Below are 22,707 nucleotides of genomic sequence, written 5' to 3' on the forward strand. Positions count from 1 at the left end.
TTGTCAGTGTGCGGGCACACGTCTGCTACGCTTAACGCACAAAGGCGTCATGCGGCTGCATCACTTAAACCAAGTTCTTTCAATTTTCGGTAAAGGGTCGAGCGGCCGATTCCGAGATGACGTGAGATGGCCGACAGATGTCCTTGATAATGCTGAAGAGCAAAGCGGATCGCGCGTTCTTCCAGCTCCGCCAATGTCAGCATGTCGCCGCTCTCGCGAATCAGTGAAAGCGCATGCGGAGCAGGCTTTTCAAACTGTTCCTGCGTGCGAATGGGCGCAAGCGTTCTTGCCGCCGGAACCGGCGGGATCTCAATGCGGAAGCCCTCCACACGGGCTGCGATTTGGGGAAACTCGCTAGGCGTCAAAAAAGCTCCATCGGCGAGGATCACCGCGCGATAGACGGCATTTTCGAGTTGACGGAGATTGCCCGGCCAGTCGTAGCGGGTCAGCAAGGTCAGCGCATCCGCCGACAATCCTCGGATCTTCTTTCCTTCGTCCTTTGCGAAGCGCTCGGCGAAAAAGTGGGCCCATTCGGCGATTGTTTCACGCCGAGCCCTCAAAGGACGTAGAGCAAGAGGCATCGCCTGAAGGCGATAATAGAGATCCTGGCTGAATCGGCCTTCGCGCACCTCGTCCGCCAGAGCGAAGCCAGCGCTCGCGATGATCCGCACGTCGAGGCGTCGGGCCGGTCGCGAGACCGTATCCTGGTGGAAAATCGTCTCCGTCAGCTGGGTTTGAGCTTCCTGAGACAGGTGCTCCACGCCTTCGATGAACAGCGTGCCGCCATTGGCCTCCCTCAGGTGCCGGAGCAGGCTGCCCCCCTGAATGCTTCCCTCTAAGCGGGCCTCTTCTGTGAGCAGGCTGATGAAAGGGCGGGCCTTGCGATCACTGTTCTCATGGATTGCCCTGGCCAGCGCCTTGGCACCGCTGCCGGCCTCCGTCTCGACCAAGACTGAGAGGGCCGAGCGCGCCGCCCGGTCGGCGAGCCGAGCCGTCCTTTCCCGTTCCGAGCCCGCGACGAAACCGGCCGTGCCCTGGCGAAGAGCGCGGATGTCGTCTGCGAAGAACCGGTGGAGGGGCATGAGGCGGATGATGTCTTGGGGAATCGGTCCGGCGATGCTGGGCGACAAGGGTAAACCGGAACTTAACGCGGGTTGCTTTTGAAGGACCCATCCCCTAACGCCTGGGTTGATCCGAGAGACGAGGCAGCCAATATGTGATGCAACCTCTTTCAACCTTTCTTTCAGCAATGTCCCAGAAAGCTTCTCCCGTGAATCAGTCATCCTCAACCGGCGCCGCTCAGGTCGATCTCGGCTCGCTTCCTGAGTGGAACCTGTCCCACCTTTACCCGGGCATGGACAGCGCGGTGTTCAAGAGTGATCTCGCGAGAGCCGAGGAAGAGTGCAAGGCCTTCGCCGAGGCCTATCGCGGCAAGCTTGACGGGATCGCTCGGGCCGAGAACGCCCCGCAGATCCTCACCGAGGTGATCAAGCGCTATGAGGCGCTGGAGGATCTTCTCGGTCGCATCATGTCCTATGCCGGGCTCATCTATTCCGGGGACACGACCGATCCGGTTCGGGCCAAGTTCTATGGCGATACGCAAGAGCGCCTCACCACCGCTTCCACCGAGCTGCTTTTCTTCGGGCTCGAGCTGAACCGTATCGAGGATGAGGTGCTGGACAAGGCGGTGGCTCAGGCGCCGCTGTCTCACTACAAGCCCTGGATCGAGGATCTGCGGAAGGACAAGCCCTATCAGCTCGAAGACAAGATCGAGCAGCTTTTCCATGAAAAATCCGTGACGGGGCGCTCGGCCTGGAATCGCCTGTTCGACGAGACCATAGCGTCCTTACGCTTCACGGTGCGCGGCGAGGAGCTTCCCATCGAGCCCACCCTCAACAAGCTGCAGGATCCGGACGAGAGCGTGCGCAAGGATGCCTCCGATGCGCTCGCCAAGACCTTCAAGGCGAATCTTCGCACCTTCACGCTGGTCACGAACACACTCGCCAAGGACAAGGAAATCTCCGACCGCTGGCGCGGCTTCCGGGATGTGGCGGATTCCCGTCACCTCGCCAATCGCGTCGAGCGCGAGGTGGTGGATGCTCTGGTTGCCGCCGTGCGCGAAGCCTATCCGCGCCTGTCGCATCGCTATTACGCGCTCAAAGCCAAGTGGTTCAACAAGGACAAGCTCGACCATTGGGATCGCAACGCGCCGCTTCCCAAAGTCGAGCAGCGCTCCATTCCCTGGAACGAGGCGCGCGAGACCGTGCTCTCCGCCTATTCCGCCTTCTCTCCGCGCATGGCGGACATCGCCCGCCGCTTCTTCGACGAAGGCTGGATCGATGCGCCGACGCGCCCCGGCAAGGCGCCGGGTGCCTTCGCCCATCCGACCGTGCCGTCCGCACACCCTTATGTGCTGCTCAATTACCAGGGCAAGCCGCGCGATGTGATGACGCTTGCCCACGAATTGGGCCACGGCGTGCACCAGGTTCTCGCCGCGCCCAACGGCGCGCTGATGGCACCGACGCCATTGACGTTGGCTGAAACGGCGAGCGTGTTCGGCGAGATGCTCACCTTCCGCCGTCTGCTCGACCAGACCAAGGACCCGGTGCAGCGCAAGGCGATGCTGGCGGCCAAGGTCGAGGACATGATCAACACGGTCGTGCGCCAGATCGCGTTCTACTCCTTCGAGCGCAAGGTGCATCTGGAGCGTCGCAACGGTGAGCTTACTGCCGACAAGCTCTGCGAACTCTGGATGTCCGTGCAGGATGAGAGCCTTGGTCCGGCAATCCGCCTCGGTCCCGGCTATGAGACCTTCTGGACTTATATCCCGCACTTCATTCACTCGCCGTTCTACGTCTACGCCTATGCCTTCGGCGATTGCCTGGTGAATTCGCTCTACGGCATCTACGAGCGCTCGAACGAGGGCTTCGTGGACCGCTATTTTGCGCTGCTCTCGGCCGGCGGTTCCAAACCCTACTCGGAGCTTCTCGCCCCGTTCGGTCTCGACGCCCGCGATCCGTCTTTCTGGCAGATCGGTCTGTCCATGATCGAACGGCTCATCGGCGAGCTGGAGGCGATGGAAAAGGCGGCGTGATGCCTGCATAGGCGCGATGGGCCCGAGGCGCTCCTTCCGTAAAGAGCGCCTCGGGCCCATTTGCGACTTCATCGGAAAGAACTGTTCGTATGGCTGATCGCGACAACGAAGCAAACCGCTTCTCTGCCCGTGCTGCGCGCTATGCGCGGGTGGGGGCCAATATGGGCGGTGTTGCCGCGCGCATGGCGGGAGCACGCCTCTTCGGCGGCGATGTGCGCGATGCCTCCAACGCGGCGGCGCTCGCGCAGGCCCTGGGCGGTCTGAAAGGACCGATCATGAAGGTGGCGCAACTGCTCGCCACCATTCCCGATCTCATTCCGCCGGAATACGCCGCCGAGCTGCAGAAGCTGCAGAGCGAAGCGCCTCCCATGGGTGCGGCTTTCGTCAGGCGGCGCATGCAGGCGGAACTCGGGCCGCAATGGCAGAGCCGCTTCGGCTCCTTCGATCTCAATCCCGCAGCCGCAGCATCCCTGGGCCAGGTGCATCGGGCCACGACGAAAGGCGGCGAGAAGCTCGCCTGCAAGCTGCAATATCCCGATATGCAATCGGCTGTCGAAGCGGATCTGAAGCAGCTCGAATTCGTGTTCGCTTTGCACCGGCGCATGGATCCCGCCATCGATACGCGTGAGATCGCGAAGGAGATCGGCGAGCGCGTGCGCGAGGAGCTCGATTACGAGCGCGAGGCCAAGCACGCCTCGCTCTATGCGGAGGCTCTGGCGGGCGTTGACGATGTGCGCGTGCCGCGGGTTCATCCGGAGTTGTCGACCAAACGGCTTTTGTCGCTGCAATGGCTCGAGGGCGAGAAAATCCTGCAATTCGTGGAAAGCCCGGTCGAGATCCGCAATCGTCTCGCGATTGCGATGTTCAAGGCATGGTGGCACCCCTTCAGCCACGCCGCCGTCATTCACGGCGATCCTCACCTTGGCAATTACACCGTGTTCTCCGAAGGCCGAGAGGCGAGGGGGATCAATCTTCTCGATTACGGCTGCATCCGCATCTTCCATCCCCGTTTCGTCGGTGGCGTGGTCGATCTCTATCGCGGGCTCCAGACGAATGATCGTGCCCGGATCGTTCATGCCTACGAGACCTGGGGCTTCAAGAACCTGTCGAACGAGCTGATCGATATCCTCAATATCTGGGCGCGATTCATTTACGCGCCGCTTCTCGACGATCGAGTCCGCACGGTGGCAGACGGCGTGAAGCCCGGCGAGTATGGCCGCCGCCAGGCTTTCGAGGTGCATAAGGCGCTGAAAGAAAAAGGGCCGGTCACGGTCCCGCGCGAGTTCGTCTTCATGGACCGGGCGGCGGTGGGCTTGGGCGCCGTATTCCTGCATCTCAGGGCCGAGCTGAATTACCACCGGCTGTTCGAGACCGAAATCGAGCGCTTCTCCCTTGAGGGGCTGGCACAGCGCCAAGCCGAGATTCTCGGCACTTCCGGTTTACCGATTCCTATGTAATGAGGTTGCGTCTTGAGCGGAACGGCCTTACAGGGCCTAACCTACCGTCAGGGGCAGCCAATGAAGATCGTCTTCGTTCACCAGAACTTTCCGGGCCAGTTTCTGCGCCTGTCGCAGAGCTTCGTCGCCGAAGGCCACGAGGTCGTGGCGCTGGGCATGACCAAGCAATGCCTCCTGAAGGGGGTGAAATATTATCCCTACAACCCGGCTCCGGGGCCCGAGGACCCGAGATTCGAGGCCCGCTATTCTCCCGTGATCCCTCGCCTTCGCCGCGCCTATGGCGTGGCTCACAAGGCGCGGGAGCTCGCCAATCAGGGCTTCGAGCCCGATGTCGTCGTGGTCAACACGGGCTGGGGCGAGAATCTGTTCCTGAAGGACATCTGGCCCAAGGCCAAGCACGTGGCCTATTTCGAATATTACTATCACGCCAAAGGGCAGGACCTCGACTTCGATCCCGAGTTTCCCGTGACCGACGAAGAGGTGATCTGGCGGCTTCGGCTGAAGAACGCCATGCAGCTCGGTGCGCTTGACGCCGCCGACCTCGCCGTCGCCCCGACGAAATACCAGCGCGACACCTTCCCGACTTATCTGCATGATCGTGTTGCCATCATTCATGATGGCATCGACACCGAACGGCTCGCACCCGATCCCACCATAGGCATTCAGATCGGCAAGGACGGCCCCAAGCTAAGCCGCCAGAAGCCGGTGGTCACCTATGTCACCCGCAATATCGAGCCGATGCGCGGGGCGCATATCGTCTTCAAGAGCCTGCCTGATCTGCTCGATATCGACCCCGAGCTTCAGGTCGTCGTCATTGGCGGCAAGGGCAACAGCTATTCAGGCAAGGCCCCGGGTGGAAAATCCTGGTACGACCATTTCGTGTCCAAGATCGACCGGCCGGTGGACTGGTCGCGCGTCCATCTGGTCGGGAACCTGCCCTACGAGCAGTTCGTGAAGGTGCTCCAGGTTTCCTCCGCCCACATCTACATGACCTATCCTTTCGTCCTATCCTGGTCCTCCATTGAGGCTATGGCCCTCGAATGCCGGATCGTGGCCTCGGATACGGCCCCGGTTCGCGAGATCATTACGGATGGGGTGAATGGCCGTCTCTTCCCCTTCTTCGACCACAGAGCGCTTGCCGAGCGGGTGCGCGAGACTTTGATCGACAAGGAAAAATCAGCCGCCATGGCGAAGGAGGCCCGCCGGAGCGCGGTGGAGCGCTACGACTACGAGACGGTCTGCCTGCCGCAATGGCGCGAGTTCCTGGGGATAAAATAACGCTCCCACGCGTTCATAAAGTTTTCACGAGGGCGTCGCGAACGATTGCGGCGCCTCACCGCATGGGTTAAACGCAGCAATTAACAACCGATGCTAATAGGGCGTTGAATCATGGCCGATACAAAACATGCGCCGCATGGGGGTTATAGTCCGGAGATGGACGGTCCTGCCCATGAGGTGACCTACAACGGGTTCGTGCGGTTTGCCGAGATCGGCACGGCCGTCATTATCTGTCACGTTCTGGCTCTGGCCGTGGGTGGCATCAAGCATGCCTGGCTGACGGCGATTTTCGGGGTCATCCTCTCGCTTGCTGCGGGGGCATTCGGGGCGATCGCTCCCTCGATCGGGGTTCGTGCTCCGGCCGCCGTGGGCGTGCTTCTGCTTCTGGCACTCTTCCTCTACTGAGCTGCAAAAGGCCCTGTTTCCAGGGCCTTTTCTTTGTCTCAATCGATCGCAGGGGGCATTTATGCGAATCGCCGTTCTTTCCGAAACCGAGGGAGCGGAGACCCGCGTCGCCGCAACACCCGAGACGGTCAAGAAGTACAAAGGCCTTGGCGCCGACGTGGTGGTCCAGGCTGGAGCCGGCGCCAGGGCCGGCATCACGGATGCCGAGTTCGAGGCATCCGGCGCCACCATCGCGCCCTCCCGTGAGGAATCCTTAAGGGACGCCGATATCATCCTGAAAGTCCGCCGCCCTGCCGAGGGCGAGATTGCAGGCGCGAAGCCCGGTGCGCTTCTGATTGCCATCATGGACCCTTACGGCCAGGACGCGGCTCTGAAAAAACTGGCCGATGCCCAGGTCGCTGCCTTCGCCATGGAGCTGATGCCCCGCATCACCCGTGCGCAGGTGATGGACGTTCTCTCCTCCCAGGCGAATCTCGCCGGCTACCGCGCCGTGATCGACGCCACTGCCGAATACGGCCGTGCCATGCCGATGATGATGACGGCGGCCGGCACTGTTCCGGCAGCCCGCGTCTTCGTCATGGGGGCAGGCGTCGCGGGCCTCCAGGCCATCGCCACCGCCCGCCGCCTCGGCGCCGTGGTGACCGCCACCGATGTGCGCCCCGCCGCCAAGGAACAGGTGGAAAGTCTCGGCGCCAAGTTCATCGCGGTCGAGGACGAAGAGTTCAAGCAGGCCGAGACGGCCGGCGGCTATGCCAAGGAAATGTCGGCGGAGTATCAGGCGAAGCAGGCGGCACTGGTCGCCTCCCACATCGCCAAGCAGGACATTGTCATCACCACGGCCCTGATCCCGGGCCGTCCGGCGCCGAAGCTCGTGACGAAGGCCATGGTCGAATCCATGAAGCCCGGCTCGGTGATCGTCGATCTCGCGGTCGAGCGCGGCGGCAATTGCGAGGTCTCCAAGCCCGGCAAGGTGGTGGACCACAAGGGCGTGAAGATCGTGGGCCATCTCAATGTGCCCGGCCGTCTCGCCGCCACGGCCTCCAGCCTCTATGCAAAGAACCTTTATGCCTTCGTCGAGACCCTCGTCGACAAGGAGAGCAAGGCGCTCTCCGTGAAGTGGGACGACGAGCTCGTGAAGGCGACCTGCCTGACCCGGGACGGCGCGGTGGTTCACCCCGCCTTCCAGCCAAAAGCTTAAAGTTACCAGGGGGATCTCATGGCGACACTCACGCCCGAACAGGCCGTCGAGCAGGCCCGCGCAGCGGCCGAAACCGCCCAGCGAGCCGCAGAGCAAGCGCAAGTCCTAGCCGATCAGGTGGCCGCTGCCGCAGGTGCGGCCGTCGCTACCGTCACGCACGGCGCGGTGGATCCCACCGTGTTTCGACTGGCCATCTTCGTGCTGGCGATCTTCGTCGGCTACTACGTGGTCTGGTCGGTGACGCCCGCCTTGCACACGCCGCTCATGTCGGTGACGAACGCGATCTCCTCGGTGATCGTGGTCGGCGCGCTGCTGGCGGTCGGCGTCAATGTGGCCGATGGCCTTGGCGACGGCCCGATCTGGGCCCGGTCGCTCGGCTTCGTCGGCCTCATCCTGGCAAGCATCAACATCTTCGGCGGCTTCCTGGTGACCCAGCGCATGCTCGCCATGTACCGCAAGAAGGGTTGAGGCCATGTCGGCGAATCTTGCCTCCATCCTCTATCTCGTCTCCGGTGTCCTCTTCATCCTGGCGTTGCGCGGCCTCTCGCACCCCACCACCTCCCGCAGGGGCAATCTCTTCGGCATGGTGGGCATGGGCATTGCCATCCTCACTACGCTCCTGGTGCAGCCTCCGGAAGGTTTCGGCGGCTGGCTCCTGGCCTTCTGGGGTCTCGCGATCGGCGGCACCATCGGCGCGGTGGTGGCCAAGCGCGTGCCCATGACGGCGATGCCGCAGCTGGTGGCCGCTTTCCACTCCCTCGTTGGCCTTGCCGCCGTGCTGGTTGCCGCAGGCGCGCTCTATGCGCCGCAGGCCTTCGGCATCGGCACCGTGGGGACGATCCACGGCGGCTCGCTCTTCGAGATGGGACTGGGCGTCGCCATCGGCGCCATCACCTTCACCGGATCGGTGATCGCGTTCCTGAAGCTCGACGGGCGCATGTCCGGCAAGCCGATCCTGCTGCCGAGCCGCCACCTTCTCAACATCGGCCTGGGGCTGGCGTTGCTGGTGCTCCTCGTCACGTTCATCCGGACCGAGAGCCACACCCTCTTCTGGCTCATCGTGCTGGTGTCCTTCGTGCTCGGCATCACGCTCATCATCCCGATCGGCGGCGCGGACATGCCCGTCGTGGTGTCGATGCTCAACTCCTATTCGGGTTGGGCGGCGGCAGGCATCGGTTTCACGCTGGGCAATCTCGCGCTCATCATCACGGGCGCGCTGGTCGGCTCCTCGGGTGCGATCCTGTCCTACATCATGTGCAAGGGCATGAACCGCTCCTTCATCTCCGTCATCCTCGGCGGCTTCGGCGGCGAGACGGCGGGTGCCGCCGGCGGCACGGTCGAAACACGTCCCGTGAAGCAGGGCTCGGCGGACGATGCGGCCTTCATCATGAAGAATGCGTCCAAGGTCATCATCGTGCCGGGCTACGGCATGGCGGTGGCGCAGGCGCAGCATGCCCTTCGCGAAATGTCGGACAAGCTGAAGGAAGAAGGCGTCGAGGTGAAATACGCCATTCACCCGGTGGCGGGCCGCATGCCCGGCCACATGAACGTTCTGCTCGCCGAAGCCAATGTGCCTTACGACGAGGTGTTCGAGCTGGAAGACATTAACGGCGAGTTCGCGCAGGCTGACGTGGCCTTCGTGATCGGCGCCAACGACGTCACGAATCCGGCGGCGAAGACCGATCCTTCCTCGCCGATCTTCGGCATGCCGATCCTCGATGTGGAGAAGGCCAAGACCGTGCTCTTCATCAAGCGCGGCATGGGCTCGGGCTATGCGGGCGTGGAGAACGAGCTGTTCTTCCGCGACAATACCATGATGCTCTTCGGCGATGCGAAGAAGGTGGTGGACGAGATTCTGAAGAGTCTCTGATTTTCATCCGGACGATGACAAAGGGGCCCGGCTTGAAGCCGGGCCTTTTTTGTTGCGCACACGTCATGCCCGGGCTTGTCCCGGGTATCCACGTCTTGAACCGCAGAAGACGTGGATGGGCGCAACAAGTGCGGCCATGACGGGCGAGGATGAGAATGACGAAACGCACGAAAGCTGGTTTAAGAGGAGCCCTCTCAAGCCGCCCCGGATTCCGTCATGCCTTCCATCACCCTGCGCACAGCCCTGCCGCAAGACCGCGACACGGTCGTGGAGCTGATCCATCAGCTCAATGTCTTCGAGGCCGGTCTCGTGGGCGACCGGCGGCGGGACTACGATGGAGCCAATGCCTATTACGACGAACTCATGATGCGGCTCACGCGACGCAACGGGCGGATCGTTCTGGCCGAAGCGGGGGGCGTCGTCGTCGGGGCCATGGGCTTCTCGCTCGACCAGGATGCGGCCTATGTCGCCGCGGACGTCCGCAGCCACGGGACTGTGACGGACCTCATCATCCATGAGGAATGGCGCGGGAAGGGGATCGGCCGGATGCTGCTGAACGAGGCCGAGCGCCTCACGAAGGAGGCAGGCCTCAAGCGCCTCATGATCGGCGCCCTCGTTGCGAACGAGCGTGCCATACACACCTACGGCCAGTTCGGCTTCGAGCCCTATGTGTCGTTCCTGAAGAAGGAGCTATAAAGCCGGCGCATTGCACCGGCTTTGAAAGATTTGGGATCTGGTCTTCCGAAGATTACCGGAACAGGGTCGCCACGCCACCCTGGAGGCGGGAATTGCCCTGGCGGGCCACCGAGTTCGAGCTGTCGAGGGCCAGCGCGCGGGAATAGCTCTCGATCGCGCCCTGGCGATCACCCTTGCGCTCCATCGCCACACCGCGCCATGCCCAGGAATCGGCATCCTTGTTGTTGACGTTGAGCGCCGCGTTGAAGTCCTCAATGGCCTTGTCGAACTGGTTCGTCGCCACGTAGCTCTGGCCGCGGGCCGCATAAGGAGCCCCCACGAAGGGATTGCGGTCGATGGTGGCGTCGAAGTCCAGGATCGCCTGCTGATGCAGGCCCTGGCGTTGGTAGAGCAGGCCGCGCGAATGAAGTGCCTCGGCTGATTCGGGCAGGAGGCGGGTGGCCATGTTCAGGTCGTTCAGGGCTTCCTGATAGGCGCCCTGCGCCCGCAGCAGGTTGGCGCGGCCGATATAGGCAGGGCCGTAATTCGGATCCGCCTGGATGGAGCGGGTGAAGTCCGCCAATGCCTGGTCGTTCCGGTTGGTCTGGCGCAGCGCCAGGGCGCGATTCGTATAGGCCGGGGCATAGTTGGGATCGAGCTGGATCGCCTTGGTAAAGTCGGCCATGGCGTCGCTGTACCGGCCGACGCGGGCGTAAGCCGCGCCGCGGGTGTTATAGGCGCTCGGATCGTTCGGATTGCGCTGGATGACATCGGACAGGGACGCGATGTTCACTTGGCTCGTGCCTTGGGTGTCCTCTTCCACCACGGCGATCCGCTGGGTGGGGGCGCCTCCCACCGTGCTGCAGGCAGCAAGGCTCAAAGCGGTCAGGGCCAGGCTCAAAGGCGCAAAACGGCGAATCGATGGGGCGATCACCTTTGTCTCCAACTTCTTTACTCAACAAGGTGAGGGATGGTTTAGCGGATAAACCTTAACAGCCGTGAAACACGGCAACACGAAGGCAGTGTCAAGGAAAATAGTCCGGCATCCTTCAGAAATTCGGGTCAAAAGGTCGCCAAAGCGAGGCCCAGACATGCAAACAGCGCCCCTGCTTGCGCAGAAGGCGCTGTTTCACAATCGACGGGCTGGCCTCAAAGGGCCAGTTTGAAAATCTTAGCGAGCCGTCGTGCGCGGCTTCGAAGGCAGAAGGCCTTCGCGCTGCATGCGCTTGCGGATCAGCTTGCGGGCGCGGCGGACCGCCTCAGCCTTTTCGCGGGCCTTCTTCTCAGACGGCTTCTCATAGTGACCGCGGAGCTTCATCTCGCGGAAGATGCCCTCACGCTGCATCTTTTTCTTGAGAGCGCGGAGCGCCTGATCGACGTTGTTATCCCGGACAAGAACCTGCACGCGAATTCCTCGTATTTTGAGCCGTTTCGATTGTGTAAAAGAAAACGAGGCGCGCCATGCGCACCTCAATCTGGCTGGCGTCGATATCAGAAGAAGCCTTGCCTGTCCAGGGTTCCTTCCGACAAAAGCGCCACACCAGGACATTAACGTCAGGGTTTTTGAAAGGTTCAGTCCCTTTCAGGAAAAACCCGGGTCACATGCCCCATCTTGCGGCCAGCCCTGGCCTCCGCCTTGCCGTAGAGGTGCAGATGGGCGCCGGGCTCGACCAGAATCCGTTCCCATTCGTCTGCATCATGGCCGATGAGATTCTGCATCTCCACGCGGCCCAGACGCGCGGGCGAGCCGAGAGGCCAGCCGCAGATCGCCCGGATATGCTGCTCGAACTGGGACGTTGAGGCTCCACCGAGAGTCCAGTGGCCGGAATTGTGCACCCGGGGGGCAATCTCGTTCACCACCAGGCGTTCCTGGCCGTTTTCCGTCACAAGGAACAGCTCGACAGCCAGGACGCCCACATAATCGAGGGCATCGGCAATGCTTTTGGCAATCCGCATGGCCTCAGCTTCGGTCGCGGTTGAAACGCCCGCCGGAACCCGCGTGGTGTCGAGGATATGATGGCGATGCTCGTTGGCGCAGAGATCATAGGCGGCGAAGGCCCCGGAAGCCGTGCGGGCTGCCACCACCGAGACCTCCCGTTCGAAGGGCACGAAGCCTTCGATGATGCAGGGCGTACGACCTACCTCGGCCCAGGCGGCGACAGGATCGGTCTCGGCCCGGATCATCACCTGCCCCTTGCCGTCATAGCCGAAGCGCCGGGTCTTGAGCACGGCGGGGCGGCCCAGCCGTTCCACGGCCTCATTCAGCTCCGCCTCGTTGGAGAAGCCTGCAAAGGGGGCGACCGGAATGCCGAGGCCGGAGATGAAAGTCTTTTCCAGGAAACGATCCTGCGCCACGGCCAGGGCCTGGGCATTGGGCGCGAGCAGCGTATGGGCACTCAACGTTGCGGCCGTCTCGCTGGGGACGTTCTCGAATTCATACGTCACCACGTCCACGGCCTTGGCGAAACGGACCAGGGCGGCCTCGTCCTCGTACGGGGCGACGGTGACGTCCGCCGCGACGTCGAAGGCGGGGCTGTTCTCTTCCGGGGCGTAGATATGGGCTTTGAGGCCAAGCTGCGCCGCAGCCATGGCCATCATGCGGCCAAGCTGCCCGCCGCCTAAGATTCCGATGGTGCAGCCTGGACGGATCATGAGGTCAGCCTTCGTCGGAGGGGCGTTCGGCCACGCTGTCGCTCTGGCGCTTGCGCCAGGCATCGAGCCGTTCGGCAAGAGCGGGATCGTGGAGAGCGAGAACGGCGGCGGACAGAAGGGCCGCATTCACGGCGCCGGCCCTGCCGATGGCGAGCGTTCCCACCGGGATGCCGGCGGGCATCTGCACGATGGAGAGCAGGCTGTCCTGGCCCGACAGCGCCTTCGATTCGACCGGAACGCCAAAGACGGGGAGGGGGGTCATGGAGGCGGTCATTCCGGGAAGGTGCGCAGCACCCCCTGCGCCTGCGATGATCACCTGGAAGCCTTCCGCCTTGGCGCCCTTGGCGAAAGCGACGAGCCGGTCCGGAGTGCGGTGGGCGGAAACGATGCGGGAGTCGTAGGCGATACCGAGCGCGTCCAGGGTCTCGGCGGCATGGCGCATGGTCGCCCAGTCCGACTGACTGCCCATGATGATGGCAACGGGGGGTGGCGCCATGATGTGCTCCGGCTTTCAAGGCCTCAGAATTTGAAAGCCGGACATAGCGAAGGCTCTCACGGCAGGCAAGCATTAGCCGTAGGCGCATCGTGCTTAAAAAGTGGTCCCGGTTATTCGCTAGAGCACCGGACGAGAAAAGTGGAATCCACTTTTGGGTCCGGTGCGTTAAAGTTTGCAACATCGCCCCACGCTCCCTATAATCATCTCGTTTCCCTCACAACGTGAGACGAGATGCTCCGGTCCGGACCGGTTCGGAGCGCAAGAGAGTTTTGCCGTGCGGCGCCGATGTCCGGTGCCCGGCTTGAAGGAGGTTCGCCCCATGTCCCAGGGACCGCTGATGCCGAAGGCGACGGCCGTTTGGCTCGTCGAAAACACATCCCTGTCGTTCGATCAGATTGCCGATTTCTGCAAGCTCCACCCGCTCGAGGTGAAAGGCATCGCGGACGGCGAAGTCGCAGCAGGCATCAAGGGACTCGACCCGATTACCACGGGCCAGCTGACCCGCGAGGAGATCGAAAAGGCTCAAGCCAACCCGAACCACCGCCTGAAGCTCGCCGAGTCGCGCGTGAAGCTGCCCGAGCAGAAGCGGGTCAAGAAGGGGCCGCGCTACACCCCCGTGTCGCGCCGCCACGACCGCCCCAATGCGATCCTCTGGCTCGTGCGCAACCATCCGGAACTCAAGGACGCGCAGATCATGCGTCTGGTGGGCACCACCAAGACCACGATCCAGCAGGTCCGCGACCGCACTCACTGGAACTCGGCCAGCCTCACCCCCATGGACCCGGTGACGCTGGGTCTCTGCTCGCAGATCGACTTGGACTTCGAGGTGCAGCGCGCCGCCAAGGACCGTCCGCATGTGGAGCCGCAGGATCAGGGCGGCACCCTGATGCCGGCCGAGATCTCCACGGCCGAGCCCACCCGCGACGAGCCCTTCGCCGATATGAGCCGCCCGAAGCCGCAGGAAGAAAATATCGACGTCAACTCGGTCTTCGCCAAGCTCAAGCAGCTCAAGCGTTCGGACGACGAGGAATAAGACAAACAAAAGGCCCGGAGCGATCCGGGCCTTTTTCTTTCTGCGCTGTCACGCTTAACCCTGCCGCTTCGGCTCACGCCTGCGTGCTTTAGGCGACCTCTCTCGATTTTCCTCGAAAGTGGTCTTCGCGGTGACAGCCTCCTGCCTTGCCAAGCCGCGTGCGTTCTTCAACGCGGCATGCTGCCGGGCTTTCTCATCCGTCGTGAGCACCTGCTCTAGCAACGCCTCGAAGCGCGCCTTGGCATCCTCCTTCGACAGTTTCGTCATCATCACGCCTTTCAGGGTGCTACGCCTCTATTCTTGAGCGCGTCACCGATCTCTTCAAGAATCGCGGGATCGTCGATGGTGGCGGGCATGCTCCACTCGTCACCATCGGCGATCTTCTTCATGGTGCCGCGCAGGATCTTGCCGGAGCGGGTTTTCGGAAGGCGCGGTACGGTGATGGCGAGCCTGAAGGCCGCCACGGGGCCGATCTTCTCGCGCACGAGGCCCACCAGTTCCTTCTCGACCTCGGCAGAGGTTTGCCGCACTCCGGATTTCAGCACCACGAAGCCGCAGGGCACCTCGCCTTTCAGCGCATCCTTCATACCGATCACTGCACACTCGGCGACCGCCGGGTGGGACGCGAGAACCTCCTCCATACCACCGGTGGAGAGACGGTGGCCCGCCACGTTGATGATGTCGTCGGTCCGGCCCATTACCCACACATAGCCGTCCTCGTCGATGTAGCCCGCATCCGAGGTGTTGTAGTAGCCCGGGTAGGTGGTGAGGTAGGCTTCCTTGAAGCGTTCATCCGCCTGCCAGAGCGTCGGCAGGCAGCCGGGAGGCAGCGGCAGCTTGATGGCAATGGTACCCATGGTGCCAGGGCCCACGGGCTTGCCGCCCTCGTCGAGCACGTCAAGCGCATAACCCGGCATCGCCACCGTGGGCGAACCGTGCTTGACGGGCAGCGCGCCTAAGCCCAGCGGATTGCCTGCGACGACCCAGCCCGTTTCCGTCTGCCACCAATGGTCGATGACGGGCACGTTGAGAATGGTCTCGGCCCATTGCACCGTGTCGGGATCGGCCCGCTCGCCGGCGAGGAAAAGGGCGCGGAAATGCGAGAGGTCGTATTTCTTGAGAAGCTCCGCGTTGGGATCCTCTTTCTTGATCGCGCGGAAGGCGGTGGGTGCGGTGAACAGCGTCACGACCTTGTGGTCGGCAATCACGCGCCAATAGGCGCCGGCATCCGGCGTACCCACGGGCTTGCCTTCGTAGAGGATCGCCGTGCAGCCATGCAGCAGCGGACCGTAGACGATGTAGGAATGGCCCACGACCCAGCCGACGTCGGAGGCCGCCCAGAACACTTCGCCGGGCTTCACGCCGTAGAAATTGCTCATGGTCCACTTGAGCGCGACCATGTAGCCGCCATTGTCGCGCACCACGCCCTTCGGCTTGCCGGTGGTGCCGGAGGTGTAGAGCACGTAGAGCGGATCCGTGGCGGCGACCGGCACGCATTCGGCGTGCTTGCCTGCAGCCTTGGCGTTGGCGACTTCCTGCGCCCAATCGAGATCGCGTCCTTCGATGCGCGGGCACTCGAGCTGCTGGCGCTGATAGATCAGGCAAGCATCGGGCTTGGTGGCAGCGAGCTGGATCGCCTCATCGAGCAGCGGCTTATAGGCCACGACCTTCGAGCCCTCGATGCCACAGGAAGCGGAGAGAATGACCTTCGGCTTCGCGTCATCGATGCGGGTTGCCAATTCTTTCGCCGCAAAGCCGCCGAATACCACGGAATGGATCGCGCCGATGCGCGCGCAGGCCAGCATCGCGAACGCAGCCTCGGGAATCATCGGCATGTAGATGATGACCCGATCGCCTCGTCCGACACCCATGTCGTGCAGCACGGCTGCGAGCGCGGATACCTCATCCTTCAATTCGGCGTAAGAGATGCTGCGTTTCGCGTTCGTGACGGGGCTGTCGTAGATGATGGCGGGTTGATCGCCGCGCGTTCGCGCATGACGGTCGACGGCGTTGTAGCAGGTGTTGCAGAGCGCCCCCTCGAACCAGCGGCCATAGGCACCTGCCCGGGCGTTGAATACCTTATCGGCAGGCTTGAACCAGTCGATCTCCCGGGCGGCCTCGCGCCAGAACCCTTCCGGATCGGACTTCCAGCGCGCATAGACCTCATGATAGCGGCTTTGGGTTGATGGCATGGCGTTTCCCCGTTGCTTCTACCGCATGAGACTTGAGATTGCCGTTGTGGTAGCAGGCAAAGCTGCCGTGGTCAGCGGCGACTTTCGACCAGTCGACTTTCGGCGAGTTCCCTTAAGGTTTCGAATGATCACCAACCCGCTTTTCTATGCCGCCGCTATTCCGGCCGTCACGCTCATGGGCCTCGCCAAGGGCGGCTTCTCGGGGCTCGGGCTTCTTTCCCTGCCGCTGATGGCGCTGGTGGTCTCGCCGGTGCAGGCAGCCGCCATCACGCTGCCGATCCTTATCGTGCAGGATGTCGTCTCCGTCTGGGCCTATCGCTACACATGGGACAAGCGCAACGTGGCGCTGCTGGTGGCAGGAGCGGTGTCGGGCATCCTCACGGGATATCTCCTGGCGGCGCAGGTGTCGGATGCTGCGATCAAGCTCGCCGTCGGCGTGATCTCCGTCGCCTTTGCGATCCGCCGCATGATGCTGGAACGCAGCGCCACCCCGCCGGAAGCGGCACCGGCCGATACCCCGCGCGGCCTCTTCTGGGGCTGGGTGACAGGCTTTACCAGCATGATCGCGCATGCGGGCGGGCCGCCTTTCCAGATCTACGTGATGCCGCAGAAACTGCCGCGGGATGTCTTCGTCGGAACGGGGGCCGTCCTGTTCGCGCTCATCAACTGGATCAAGGTGCCACCTTATATGGCGCTCGGCCAGTTCACGACGGAAAATCTGACGACCGCAGCCGCGCTTTTTCCGGTGGCGATTGCCTCGACCTGGGCAGGCGTCCTGCTCGTGCGGCGGGTATCCGGCCAAGGCTTCTACACGGCCGTCTACATTCTGCTGGTGCTGGTCGGTGCAAAGCTCATCTACGACGGTGCGGGCGTACTCATCTAGAGCCCTCACAAGAAAAAGCCGCCGCTCCTCAAAGGAAGCGACGGCTCTCGGTGGGGGTGTTTTGAAGACCGGCTTTAATGCACCGCCGTATCTGAACTTCTCAGGCGGGTGATTTCATCCTTCAGTTGGAGTTTTTTCCGCTTCAGTTCTGCGAGTCTCATGTCATCCATGGACGGGCTGTTGAGGGCATCCTGGATTTCGCGCTCGAGAGCCCGATGCTTACGCTCAAGCTCCGTCAGATGATTCTGCAGCGGCATGTCAGTTCCTCCTGTTCGATACCTGACAGACTTATTTAGCCAGACTCACTGTGGCGAGTCGAAGGCAAAATTTGCAAAATCGTGAGTAGAAGATGCGCCCCTCAGCTTGCCCTTCAGGAGGCTTGAGAGCATAATTCCGCCCTCTCGCCGGGTCCCTTTAGGACACGGGCATCTGGATCGATTTTCAATGACCGAACTGGCTGAATTGGAAGCGGAATTGGCGCGCCTCAAGCAGGAGCACCGTGATCTCGACATGGCCATCGACGCCCTCGAGAGCATGATCGCCGGGGACCAGCTCCAGGTTCAGCGCCTGAAGAAGCGCAAGCTCGTCCTGAAGGACCAGATCATCCGTTTGGAAGACCAGCTCACGCCCGACATCATCGCCTGAAAAAGGGCCGCCTTTCGGCCTCGGACCCAAAGATCGCCTTGGGATTCCGTCCGATGCCGTTTCAACTGGCGCATTGTCGACCGCGAACTGGAGATCTGCGTCAGCGATCCGAAAAGGGCCACGTTAGCGAGTAGCGGAGACCTTTTAAGCACGACGCGCTAGAGCCGCAGGACGATCTTTCCAATATGCTCTCCCCCGTCCATCCGGGCATGAGCCTGAGCGACGTCCTCCAAAGCAAAGGTTGAATCCATTACGGGTTTGCAGCGCCCTTCAGCCAGGAGCGGCAGCACCTTGGCCTCCAAAGCCTCGGCGATGACAGCCTTCTCGGCAGCCGAGCGGGAGCGCAGGGTCGAGCCCGTATGGGTGAGGCGTTTCAGCATGAGGCGGCGGAAATCCACCTCGACCTTGCTGCCCTTAAGAAAGGCGATCTGGACGATGCGCCCATCCTGGGCGGCGGCCTCGTGGTTGCGGGGAATGTAGTCGCCGCCCACCATGTCAAGGATCACGTCCGCTCCCCGGCCGTCGGTCGCTTCCTTCACGGCGGCGACAAAGTCTTGCTCCCGGTAATTGACTGCGACGTCGGCCCCGAGCCGCAGGCAGGCCTCGCATTTTTCAGGGCTGCCGGCCGTCGCGATCACCTTGGCCCCGAAGGCCTCGGCGAGCTGGATCGCCGTGGTGCCGATGCCGGAGGAGCCGCCATGGACGAGCAGCGTCTCGCCGGGCTTGAGGGCTCCGCGCTCGAACACGTTGGTCCAGACCGTAAAGTAGGTTTCCGGCACCGCACCGGCCTCTTCGAGGGAAAGGCCTTCCGGGACGGGGAGCGCATTGCTCTCATGGACCACGGCGTAATCGGCATATCCGCCGCCCGCAACCAGGGCCATGACCGTGTCGCCTGCCTTGAAGCGGTTGGCGTTCGGGTCCGAGCCTACGACTTCGCCCGCGATCTCAAGGCCGAGGATATCCGGCGCACCGGGAGGAGGGGGGTAGCCACCCTGGCGCTGGATCACGTCCGGGCGGTTGACCCCGGCAAACCGCACCCGCACCAGGATTTCGCCTTCCTTCGGCTGCGGCACCGGCCGTTCGACCACCTTCAGGATTTCGGGGCCGCCGCTGCCTTCCGCGATCACTGCGCGCATCGTGCCTGGAATCGGCTCCATAATTTCCCTCCTTTGGTCAAGCTCCGCTCATATAGGGCGAAGTTGGCAAGGAATGCATGCCGGATTAACGTTCAGAGGACACCCATTGAGAAGGAGAATGCCATGGCCTTCGATCCCTTCGCCGATGAGCCCCGCAAAATCGTGAGCGCCCATGAGATCGGCCAGGACCTGTCGATGCTCTCCGTCGACGAGCTCGATGAACGCGTCGCTATGCTGGAAAAAGAAATCGCCCGCTTGAAGGAGGCGAAGGCCGAGAAGGAAAATTCCCGCGCTGCCGCCAGTGCCTTCTTCAGACTCGGGCAAGGTTAACGTGGTTTTAACGAATTCGGTGTCTCATGAAGGCGTCCGGTTCTCTCCCGCTGGACGTCCTGAGTGGTTCTTCCTCCCACTCTGTTTGACACCTCCCTGTTAGACTCCCAAGAGCCGCTTTCGCGGCTCGATTTTTGACGGGACTCCTCGGCTTAACCTTAAGAAGAGGTTACCAGAGCATCTCCGGAAAGCCCGTTCTATATTCCCTTCGACAACGAACATTTTTCCGGCTCTTGACCGGAGGAACGCCTTGGGAGACGGTCTCTTGCACGAGCCCGACGTGATCAAACTTGACGTCGATCCTGTCCGTTTCGGGCAGAACTTTGTGGGATCCGAAGCCTTTACGGCTCTCTTCCAGGAGGGCATGGAGCTGGTTGAGGAGACGGCCGCTTATCTCGACGGTCCCGGCCGTGAGGAATCGCGACTCCTGCAGCGTGAGGCGAGCGTGGCTTACGCCAGCGAGAGCATGCGCCTGACGACCCGTCTCATGCAGATCGCCTCCTGGCTTCTGCTCCAGCGCGCGGTCGCCGAAGGCGAGATCACCCCGGATCAGGCCCGCGCCGAGAAAGCCCGTGTGCGCCTGAACTCCCATGACACCACGACGACGCTCGTCGAATACGAAGCCCTGCCTGCGCGTCTGCGCGAGCTGATCGGGCTTGCGACCCGGCTCCACGCCCGCATCCTTCATCTCGAGCGCCTGCTCGCGGAGGCAGCGGAAGCGCCGCCTCTGCCCCAGGAGCCGAACCCGGTGGCCCTCCAGCTCGGCATGCTGGAGCGGGCCTTCTGCTCGGCGGAATAGCCATCATGTCCTGGTACTGACCTCATCCTGAGGAGCCGCGAAGCGGCGTCTCGAAGGAGGATCCAGAGCATTCTGGAGACGCCCTCGTCCTTCGAGACGGCCTTTCAGGCCTCCTCACGATGAGGGCTGCGTGTAGGTCCAACAACGAAAAAGCCCCGCTTCCGCGGGGCTTTTGCTTGTCTGTCGAAGTGTCCGGGATGAACCGGATTACTTCTTGCTGCCGATGCCCAGGTTGCCGAACTTCGAGGTGAAGCGCGACACGCGGCCGCCGCGGTCGAGCAGCTGCTGCGTACCGCCGGTCCAGGCCGGGTGGGTGTTCGGGTCGATATCGAGGTTGAGGGTGTCGCCCTCTTTGCCATAGGTCGAGCGGGTGGTGTACTCGGTGCCGTTGGTCATGACTACCTTGATGAAGTGGTAGTCGGGGTGATCGGTTTCTTTGCGCGCCATTGCCATAGTCCTTCTTGCGGCCAGCCACATCTGGTCAGCCCGCAGCGTAAGATCGAGCCTGAATTGGTGAATGCGCGCCTATACCTCACTTACAACCTTGAAACAAGCCGGGGCAAAGGTGTTAAACCGCTCCAGAGCACTTTTCGGCGAAGTGGATCCGGCTCGCCGTCGAAAATTGAGGCATCTCAATGAAAAGAGCTGATTCCATGCCAATGGAAACAGCTCCAGTCCGTGAATTCCTGAAACGAAGGCTTCCATGGCCAAGCTGCCAAACGCCCAACACCGTCCCAAAGCCGCGCTCAGCGCGCTCAAACCGCTTATTCCCTATGGCCTGGCTTACAAGGGAAGGATCGCGGGCGCGTTGGCTGCGCTCACCATGGCTTCGGCCGCGACCCTCGTGGTGCCTATTGCCGTGCGCCGGGTGGTGGATTTCGGCTTCTCGGAAGCAGGACGGGCCTACATCAACGCCTATTTCACTCTCCTCATCGTGGTGGTGGCCGTGCTCGCGATCTCGAGCGCCCTTCGCTATTACCTGGTCATTACCTTGGGCGAGCGGGTGGTGGCGGACCTGCGTTCCGCCGTGTTCCGGCATCTGACGTCGCTTGACCCGGCCTTCTTCGACCAGACCAAGAGCGGCGAAATCGTCTCGCGGCTGACCGCCGATACGACCCAGGTGAAAGCGGCCTTCGGGGTCAGCATCTCGATCGCGCTTCGTAACGTCTTCCTTTTCATGGGGGCCGTGACGCTCATGATCGTCACGAGCCCGAAGCTCTCGGCTCTCGTGTTGCTCGCGATTCCCATGATCGTACTGCCCCTCATCTTTTCGGGCCGAGCGGTGCGACGGCGCTCCCGGGCGGCGCAGGACCGGCTCGCCGATGCCTCGGCCTATGCGGCGGAGGCCATCGGCGCGGTCAGGACCATGCAGGCCTTCGGCATGGAAAGCCTCACCGCCTCCCGCTTCGCTCTGGCGGCCGAGGAGGCTTTCGATGCTGCCAAGCTTTCCACGACCATGCGCGCGTTCCTCACGGGCGCCGGCATCTTCATGATCTCGGCAAGCGTGGTGGGTGTGCTCTGGTACGGCGCGCAGGATGTGCTCGCGGGCGCCATGACCGGCGGGCGGCTGTCGCAATTCGTGCTCTATGCCGTCTTTGCAGCAAGCTCCCTCGGCCAGCTTTCCGAGGTCTACGGCGAGCTGTCCCAGGCCGCAGGCGCGGCGGAGCGTCTCGGCGAAATCCTGGCCGCCAAGCCTGCCATCGAGGCGCCGCGTAATCCAAAGCCTTTGCCGCAACCTCCGCTCGGCACCGTGGCTTTCGATGATGTGCATTTCGCCTACCCCACCCGCGCCGAGCAGCGCGCTCTGCATGGCTTGAGCTTTGCAGTGGCCTCGGGCGAGCGGGTTGCCATCGTCGGCCCCTCAGGGGCGGGCAAGAGCACCATCCTCCAATTGCTGCTGCGCTTTTATGATCCTCAAAGCGGCACGATCCGGGTCGACGGAGTGCCGATCACCGAGGTAGATCCGTTCGCCCTTCGCGCCCGCATGGCCCTTGTGCCGCAGGAGCCCACGATCTTTGCGGCGAGCGTTCTCGACAACATCCGCTACGGCCGCCCCGAAGCCTCGGAGGAGGAGGTGCGCCGCGCGGCGGAACTCGCCTCGGCCCATGGGTTCATCGAGGCCCTGCCACAGGGTTATGCGACCCTGATCGGCGAGCGCGGTGTGACGCTCTCCGGCGGCCAGCGCCAGCGCCTCGCGATTGCCCGCGCGATCCTCAAGGATGCGCCGATCCTGCTCCTCGACGAGGCCACCTCGGCGCTGGATGCGGAGAGCGAGCGCAAGGTGCAAGGAGCCCTCGACCGGCTGATGGAAGGCCGTACCACTCTCGTCATCGCCCATCGGCTTGCCACCGTCCGCTCGGCGGACCGCATCCTCGTCATGGACAAGGGCAGGATCGTGGAGGAGGGGACGCACGAACAGCTTCTCAACCAGGGCGGGCTCTATGCCCGTCTTGCGAAGCTTCAGTTCACCGGTGCGCAAGAGCACGGTCTGGCGGCTGAATAGACCTATCGCATCGAAACGAATCTCTTACTTTTCGGTTGTTTCAGGGGCCGGCGCAGATCGG

24 protein-coding genes are annotated in these 22,707 nt (G+C 62.7%); 14 read left to right on the forward strand and 10 right to left on the reverse strand.

The features are described 5' to 3' along the window. Positions 1–47: 47 nt before the first annotated feature. Positions 48–1,082, reverse strand: coding sequence for a sigma-54-dependent transcriptional regulator (locus tag ACUXUR_RS11105; RefSeq protein ID WP_445502414.1), 1,035 nt, complete (start codon positions 1,080–1,082; stop codon positions 48–50). Between the two features lie 167 nt (positions 1,083–1,249). On the opposite strand from ACUXUR_RS11105, the gene ACUXUR_RS11110 reads away from it, so the two are divergent. From ACUXUR_RS11110 to ACUXUR_RS11145, 8 genes are all read left to right on the forward strand, one after another. Continuing rightward, positions 1,250–3,094, forward strand: a complete 1,845-nt coding sequence (locus ACUXUR_RS11110) for a M3 family oligoendopeptidase (RefSeq protein WP_445502415.1) — start codon at positions 1,250–1,252, stop codon at positions 3,092–3,094. A gap of 89 nt (positions 3,095–3,183) precedes the next feature. Further along, on the forward strand, positions 3,184–4,551 hold the full coding sequence (locus ACUXUR_RS11115; protein WP_445502416.1) for an ABC1 kinase family protein: 1,368 nt from the start codon (positions 3,184–3,186) through the stop codon (positions 4,549–4,551). Between the two features lie 60 nt (positions 4,552–4,611). Beyond that, positions 4,612–5,829: a glycosyltransferase gene (locus ACUXUR_RS11120; protein ID WP_445502417.1), complete on the forward strand. Its 1,218-nt coding sequence runs from the start codon at positions 4,612–4,614 to the stop codon at positions 5,827–5,829. Between the two features lie 111 nt (positions 5,830–5,940). Then, the gene (locus ACUXUR_RS11125) at positions 5,941–6,234 is read left to right on the forward strand and encodes an aa3-type cytochrome c oxidase subunit IV (RefSeq protein ID WP_445502418.1); all 294 of its coding nucleotides are present in this window, start codon (positions 5,941–5,943) and stop codon (positions 6,232–6,234) included. 61 nt (positions 6,235–6,295) lie between these two features. Then, the gene (locus tag ACUXUR_RS11130; protein ID WP_445502419.1) at positions 6,296–7,432 is read left to right on the forward strand and encodes a Re/Si-specific NAD(P)(+) transhydrogenase subunit alpha; all 1,137 of its coding nucleotides are present in this window, start codon (positions 6,296–6,298) and stop codon (positions 7,430–7,432) included. 18 nt (positions 7,433–7,450) lie between these two features. Then, positions 7,451–7,900 (forward strand): proton-translocating transhydrogenase family protein, encoded by a 450-nt coding sequence (locus ACUXUR_RS11135; RefSeq protein WP_445502420.1) that lies wholly within the window; start codon positions 7,451–7,453, stop codon positions 7,898–7,900. A gap of 4 nt (positions 7,901–7,904) precedes the next feature. Beyond that, positions 7,905–9,302 carry an NAD(P)(+) transhydrogenase (Re/Si-specific) subunit beta gene (locus tag ACUXUR_RS11140; RefSeq protein ID WP_445502421.1) on the forward strand — a complete coding sequence of 466 codons (1,398 nt, stop codon included), beginning with the start codon at positions 7,905–7,907 and terminating at the stop codon, positions 9,300–9,302. 216 nt (positions 9,303–9,518) lie between these two features. Beyond that, positions 9,519–9,998 carry a GNAT family N-acetyltransferase gene (locus ACUXUR_RS11145; RefSeq protein WP_445502422.1) on the forward strand — a complete coding sequence of 160 codons (480 nt, stop codon included), beginning with the start codon at positions 9,519–9,521 and terminating at the stop codon, positions 9,996–9,998. Between the two features lie 52 nt (positions 9,999–10,050). Here ACUXUR_RS11145 and ACUXUR_RS11150 read toward each other — a convergent pair whose 3' ends face one another. The 4 genes from ACUXUR_RS11150 to purE all read right to left on the reverse strand — a co-directional run bounded on the left by ACUXUR_RS11150 (position 10,051) and on the right by purE (position 13,125). Then, positions 10,051–10,911 (reverse strand): tetratricopeptide repeat protein, encoded by an 861-nt coding sequence (locus ACUXUR_RS11150; RefSeq protein WP_445502423.1) that lies wholly within the window; start codon positions 10,909–10,911, stop codon positions 10,051–10,053. A gap of 237 nt (positions 10,912–11,148) precedes the next feature. After that, positions 11,149–11,382 carry a 30S ribosomal protein S21 gene (gene rpsU, locus ACUXUR_RS11155; protein ID WP_134496050.1) on the reverse strand — a complete coding sequence of 78 codons (234 nt, stop codon included), beginning with the start codon at positions 11,380–11,382 and terminating at the stop codon, positions 11,149–11,151. A 167-nt stretch (positions 11,383–11,549) separates the two neighbouring features. Then, complete coding sequence (locus ACUXUR_RS11160; protein ID WP_445502424.1) at positions 11,550–12,629, reverse strand: 5-(carboxyamino)imidazole ribonucleotide synthase; 1,080 nt, start codon at positions 12,627–12,629, stop codon at positions 11,550–11,552. Between the two features lie 4 nt (positions 12,630–12,633). Continuing rightward, complete coding sequence (gene purE, locus ACUXUR_RS11165; RefSeq protein ID WP_445502425.1) at positions 12,634–13,125, reverse strand: 5-(carboxyamino)imidazole ribonucleotide mutase; 492 nt, start codon at positions 13,123–13,125, stop codon at positions 12,634–12,636. A 319-nt stretch (positions 13,126–13,444) separates the two neighbouring features. Here purE and ACUXUR_RS11170 point away from each other — a divergent pair, with 319 nt between their 5' ends. After that, a complete protein-coding gene (locus ACUXUR_RS11170; protein WP_445502426.1) occupies positions 13,445–14,158 on the forward strand; it encodes a DUF1013 domain-containing protein in 714 nt (237 codons plus the stop codon). Positions 14,159–14,212: 54 nt separating this feature from the next. Here the strand turns inward: ACUXUR_RS11170 and ACUXUR_RS11175 are convergent, their stop codons facing one another. After that, positions 14,213–14,428, reverse strand: coding sequence for a hypothetical protein (locus ACUXUR_RS11175; RefSeq protein WP_445502427.1), 216 nt, complete (start codon positions 14,426–14,428; stop codon positions 14,213–14,215). 8 nt (positions 14,429–14,436) lie between these two features. Next, positions 14,437–16,350, reverse strand: a complete 1,914-nt coding sequence (locus ACUXUR_RS11180; RefSeq protein ID WP_445502428.1) for a propionyl-CoA synthetase — start codon at positions 16,348–16,350, stop codon at positions 14,437–14,439. 124 nt (positions 16,351–16,474) lie between these two features. Between ACUXUR_RS11180 and ACUXUR_RS11185 the strand changes: the two genes are divergently transcribed. Then, entirely contained in the window at positions 16,475–17,233 is a 759-nt protein-coding gene (locus tag ACUXUR_RS11185; RefSeq protein ID WP_445502429.1) for a sulfite exporter TauE/SafE family protein, read from the forward strand. A 74-nt stretch (positions 17,234–17,307) separates the two neighbouring features. Here the strand turns inward: ACUXUR_RS11185 and ACUXUR_RS11190 are convergent, their stop codons facing one another. Beyond that, the gene (locus ACUXUR_RS11190) at positions 17,308–17,490 is read right to left on the reverse strand and encodes a YdcH family protein (RefSeq protein ID WP_445502430.1); all 183 of its coding nucleotides are present in this window, start codon (positions 17,488–17,490) and stop codon (positions 17,308–17,310) included. Between the two features lie 187 nt (positions 17,491–17,677). Between ACUXUR_RS11190 and ACUXUR_RS11195 the strand changes: the two genes are divergently transcribed. Next, the gene (locus ACUXUR_RS11195) at positions 17,678–17,878 is read left to right on the forward strand and encodes a YdcH family protein (protein ID WP_047189218.1); all 201 of its coding nucleotides are present in this window, start codon (positions 17,678–17,680) and stop codon (positions 17,876–17,878) included. 158 nt (positions 17,879–18,036) lie between these two features. Here the strand turns inward: ACUXUR_RS11195 and ACUXUR_RS11200 are convergent, their stop codons facing one another. Further along, the gene (locus tag ACUXUR_RS11200) at positions 18,037–19,014 is read right to left on the reverse strand and encodes an NAD(P)H-quinone oxidoreductase (RefSeq protein ID WP_445502571.1); all 978 of its coding nucleotides are present in this window, start codon (positions 19,012–19,014) and stop codon (positions 18,037–18,039) included. A gap of 123 nt (positions 19,015–19,137) precedes the next feature. Between ACUXUR_RS11200 and ACUXUR_RS11205 the strand changes: the two genes are divergently transcribed. Continuing rightward, positions 19,138–19,344, forward strand: coding sequence for a DUF1192 domain-containing protein (locus ACUXUR_RS11205; protein ID WP_445502431.1), 207 nt, complete (start codon positions 19,138–19,140; stop codon positions 19,342–19,344). 280 nt (positions 19,345–19,624) lie between these two features. Continuing rightward, entirely contained in the window at positions 19,625–20,143 is a 519-nt protein-coding gene (gene rcdA, locus ACUXUR_RS11210) for a protease adaptor protein RcdA (RefSeq protein WP_445502432.1), read from the forward strand. 207 nt (positions 20,144–20,350) lie between these two features. On the opposite strand, the gene rpmE is transcribed toward rcdA, so the two are convergent. Beyond that, entirely contained in the window at positions 20,351–20,590 is a 240-nt protein-coding gene (rpmE, locus tag ACUXUR_RS11215) for a 50S ribosomal protein L31 (protein ID WP_445502433.1), read from the reverse strand. A gap of 256 nt (positions 20,591–20,846) precedes the next feature. Here rpmE and ACUXUR_RS11220 point away from each other — a divergent pair, with 256 nt between their 5' ends. Beyond that, positions 20,847–22,646: an ABC transporter transmembrane domain-containing protein gene (locus ACUXUR_RS11220; RefSeq protein WP_445502434.1), complete on the forward strand. Its 1,800-nt coding sequence runs from the start codon at positions 20,847–20,849 to the stop codon at positions 22,644–22,646. The last annotated feature ends 61 nt before the right edge of the window (positions 22,647–22,707 follow it).

This window comes from Microvirga medicaginis (genome assembly GCF_052658925.1).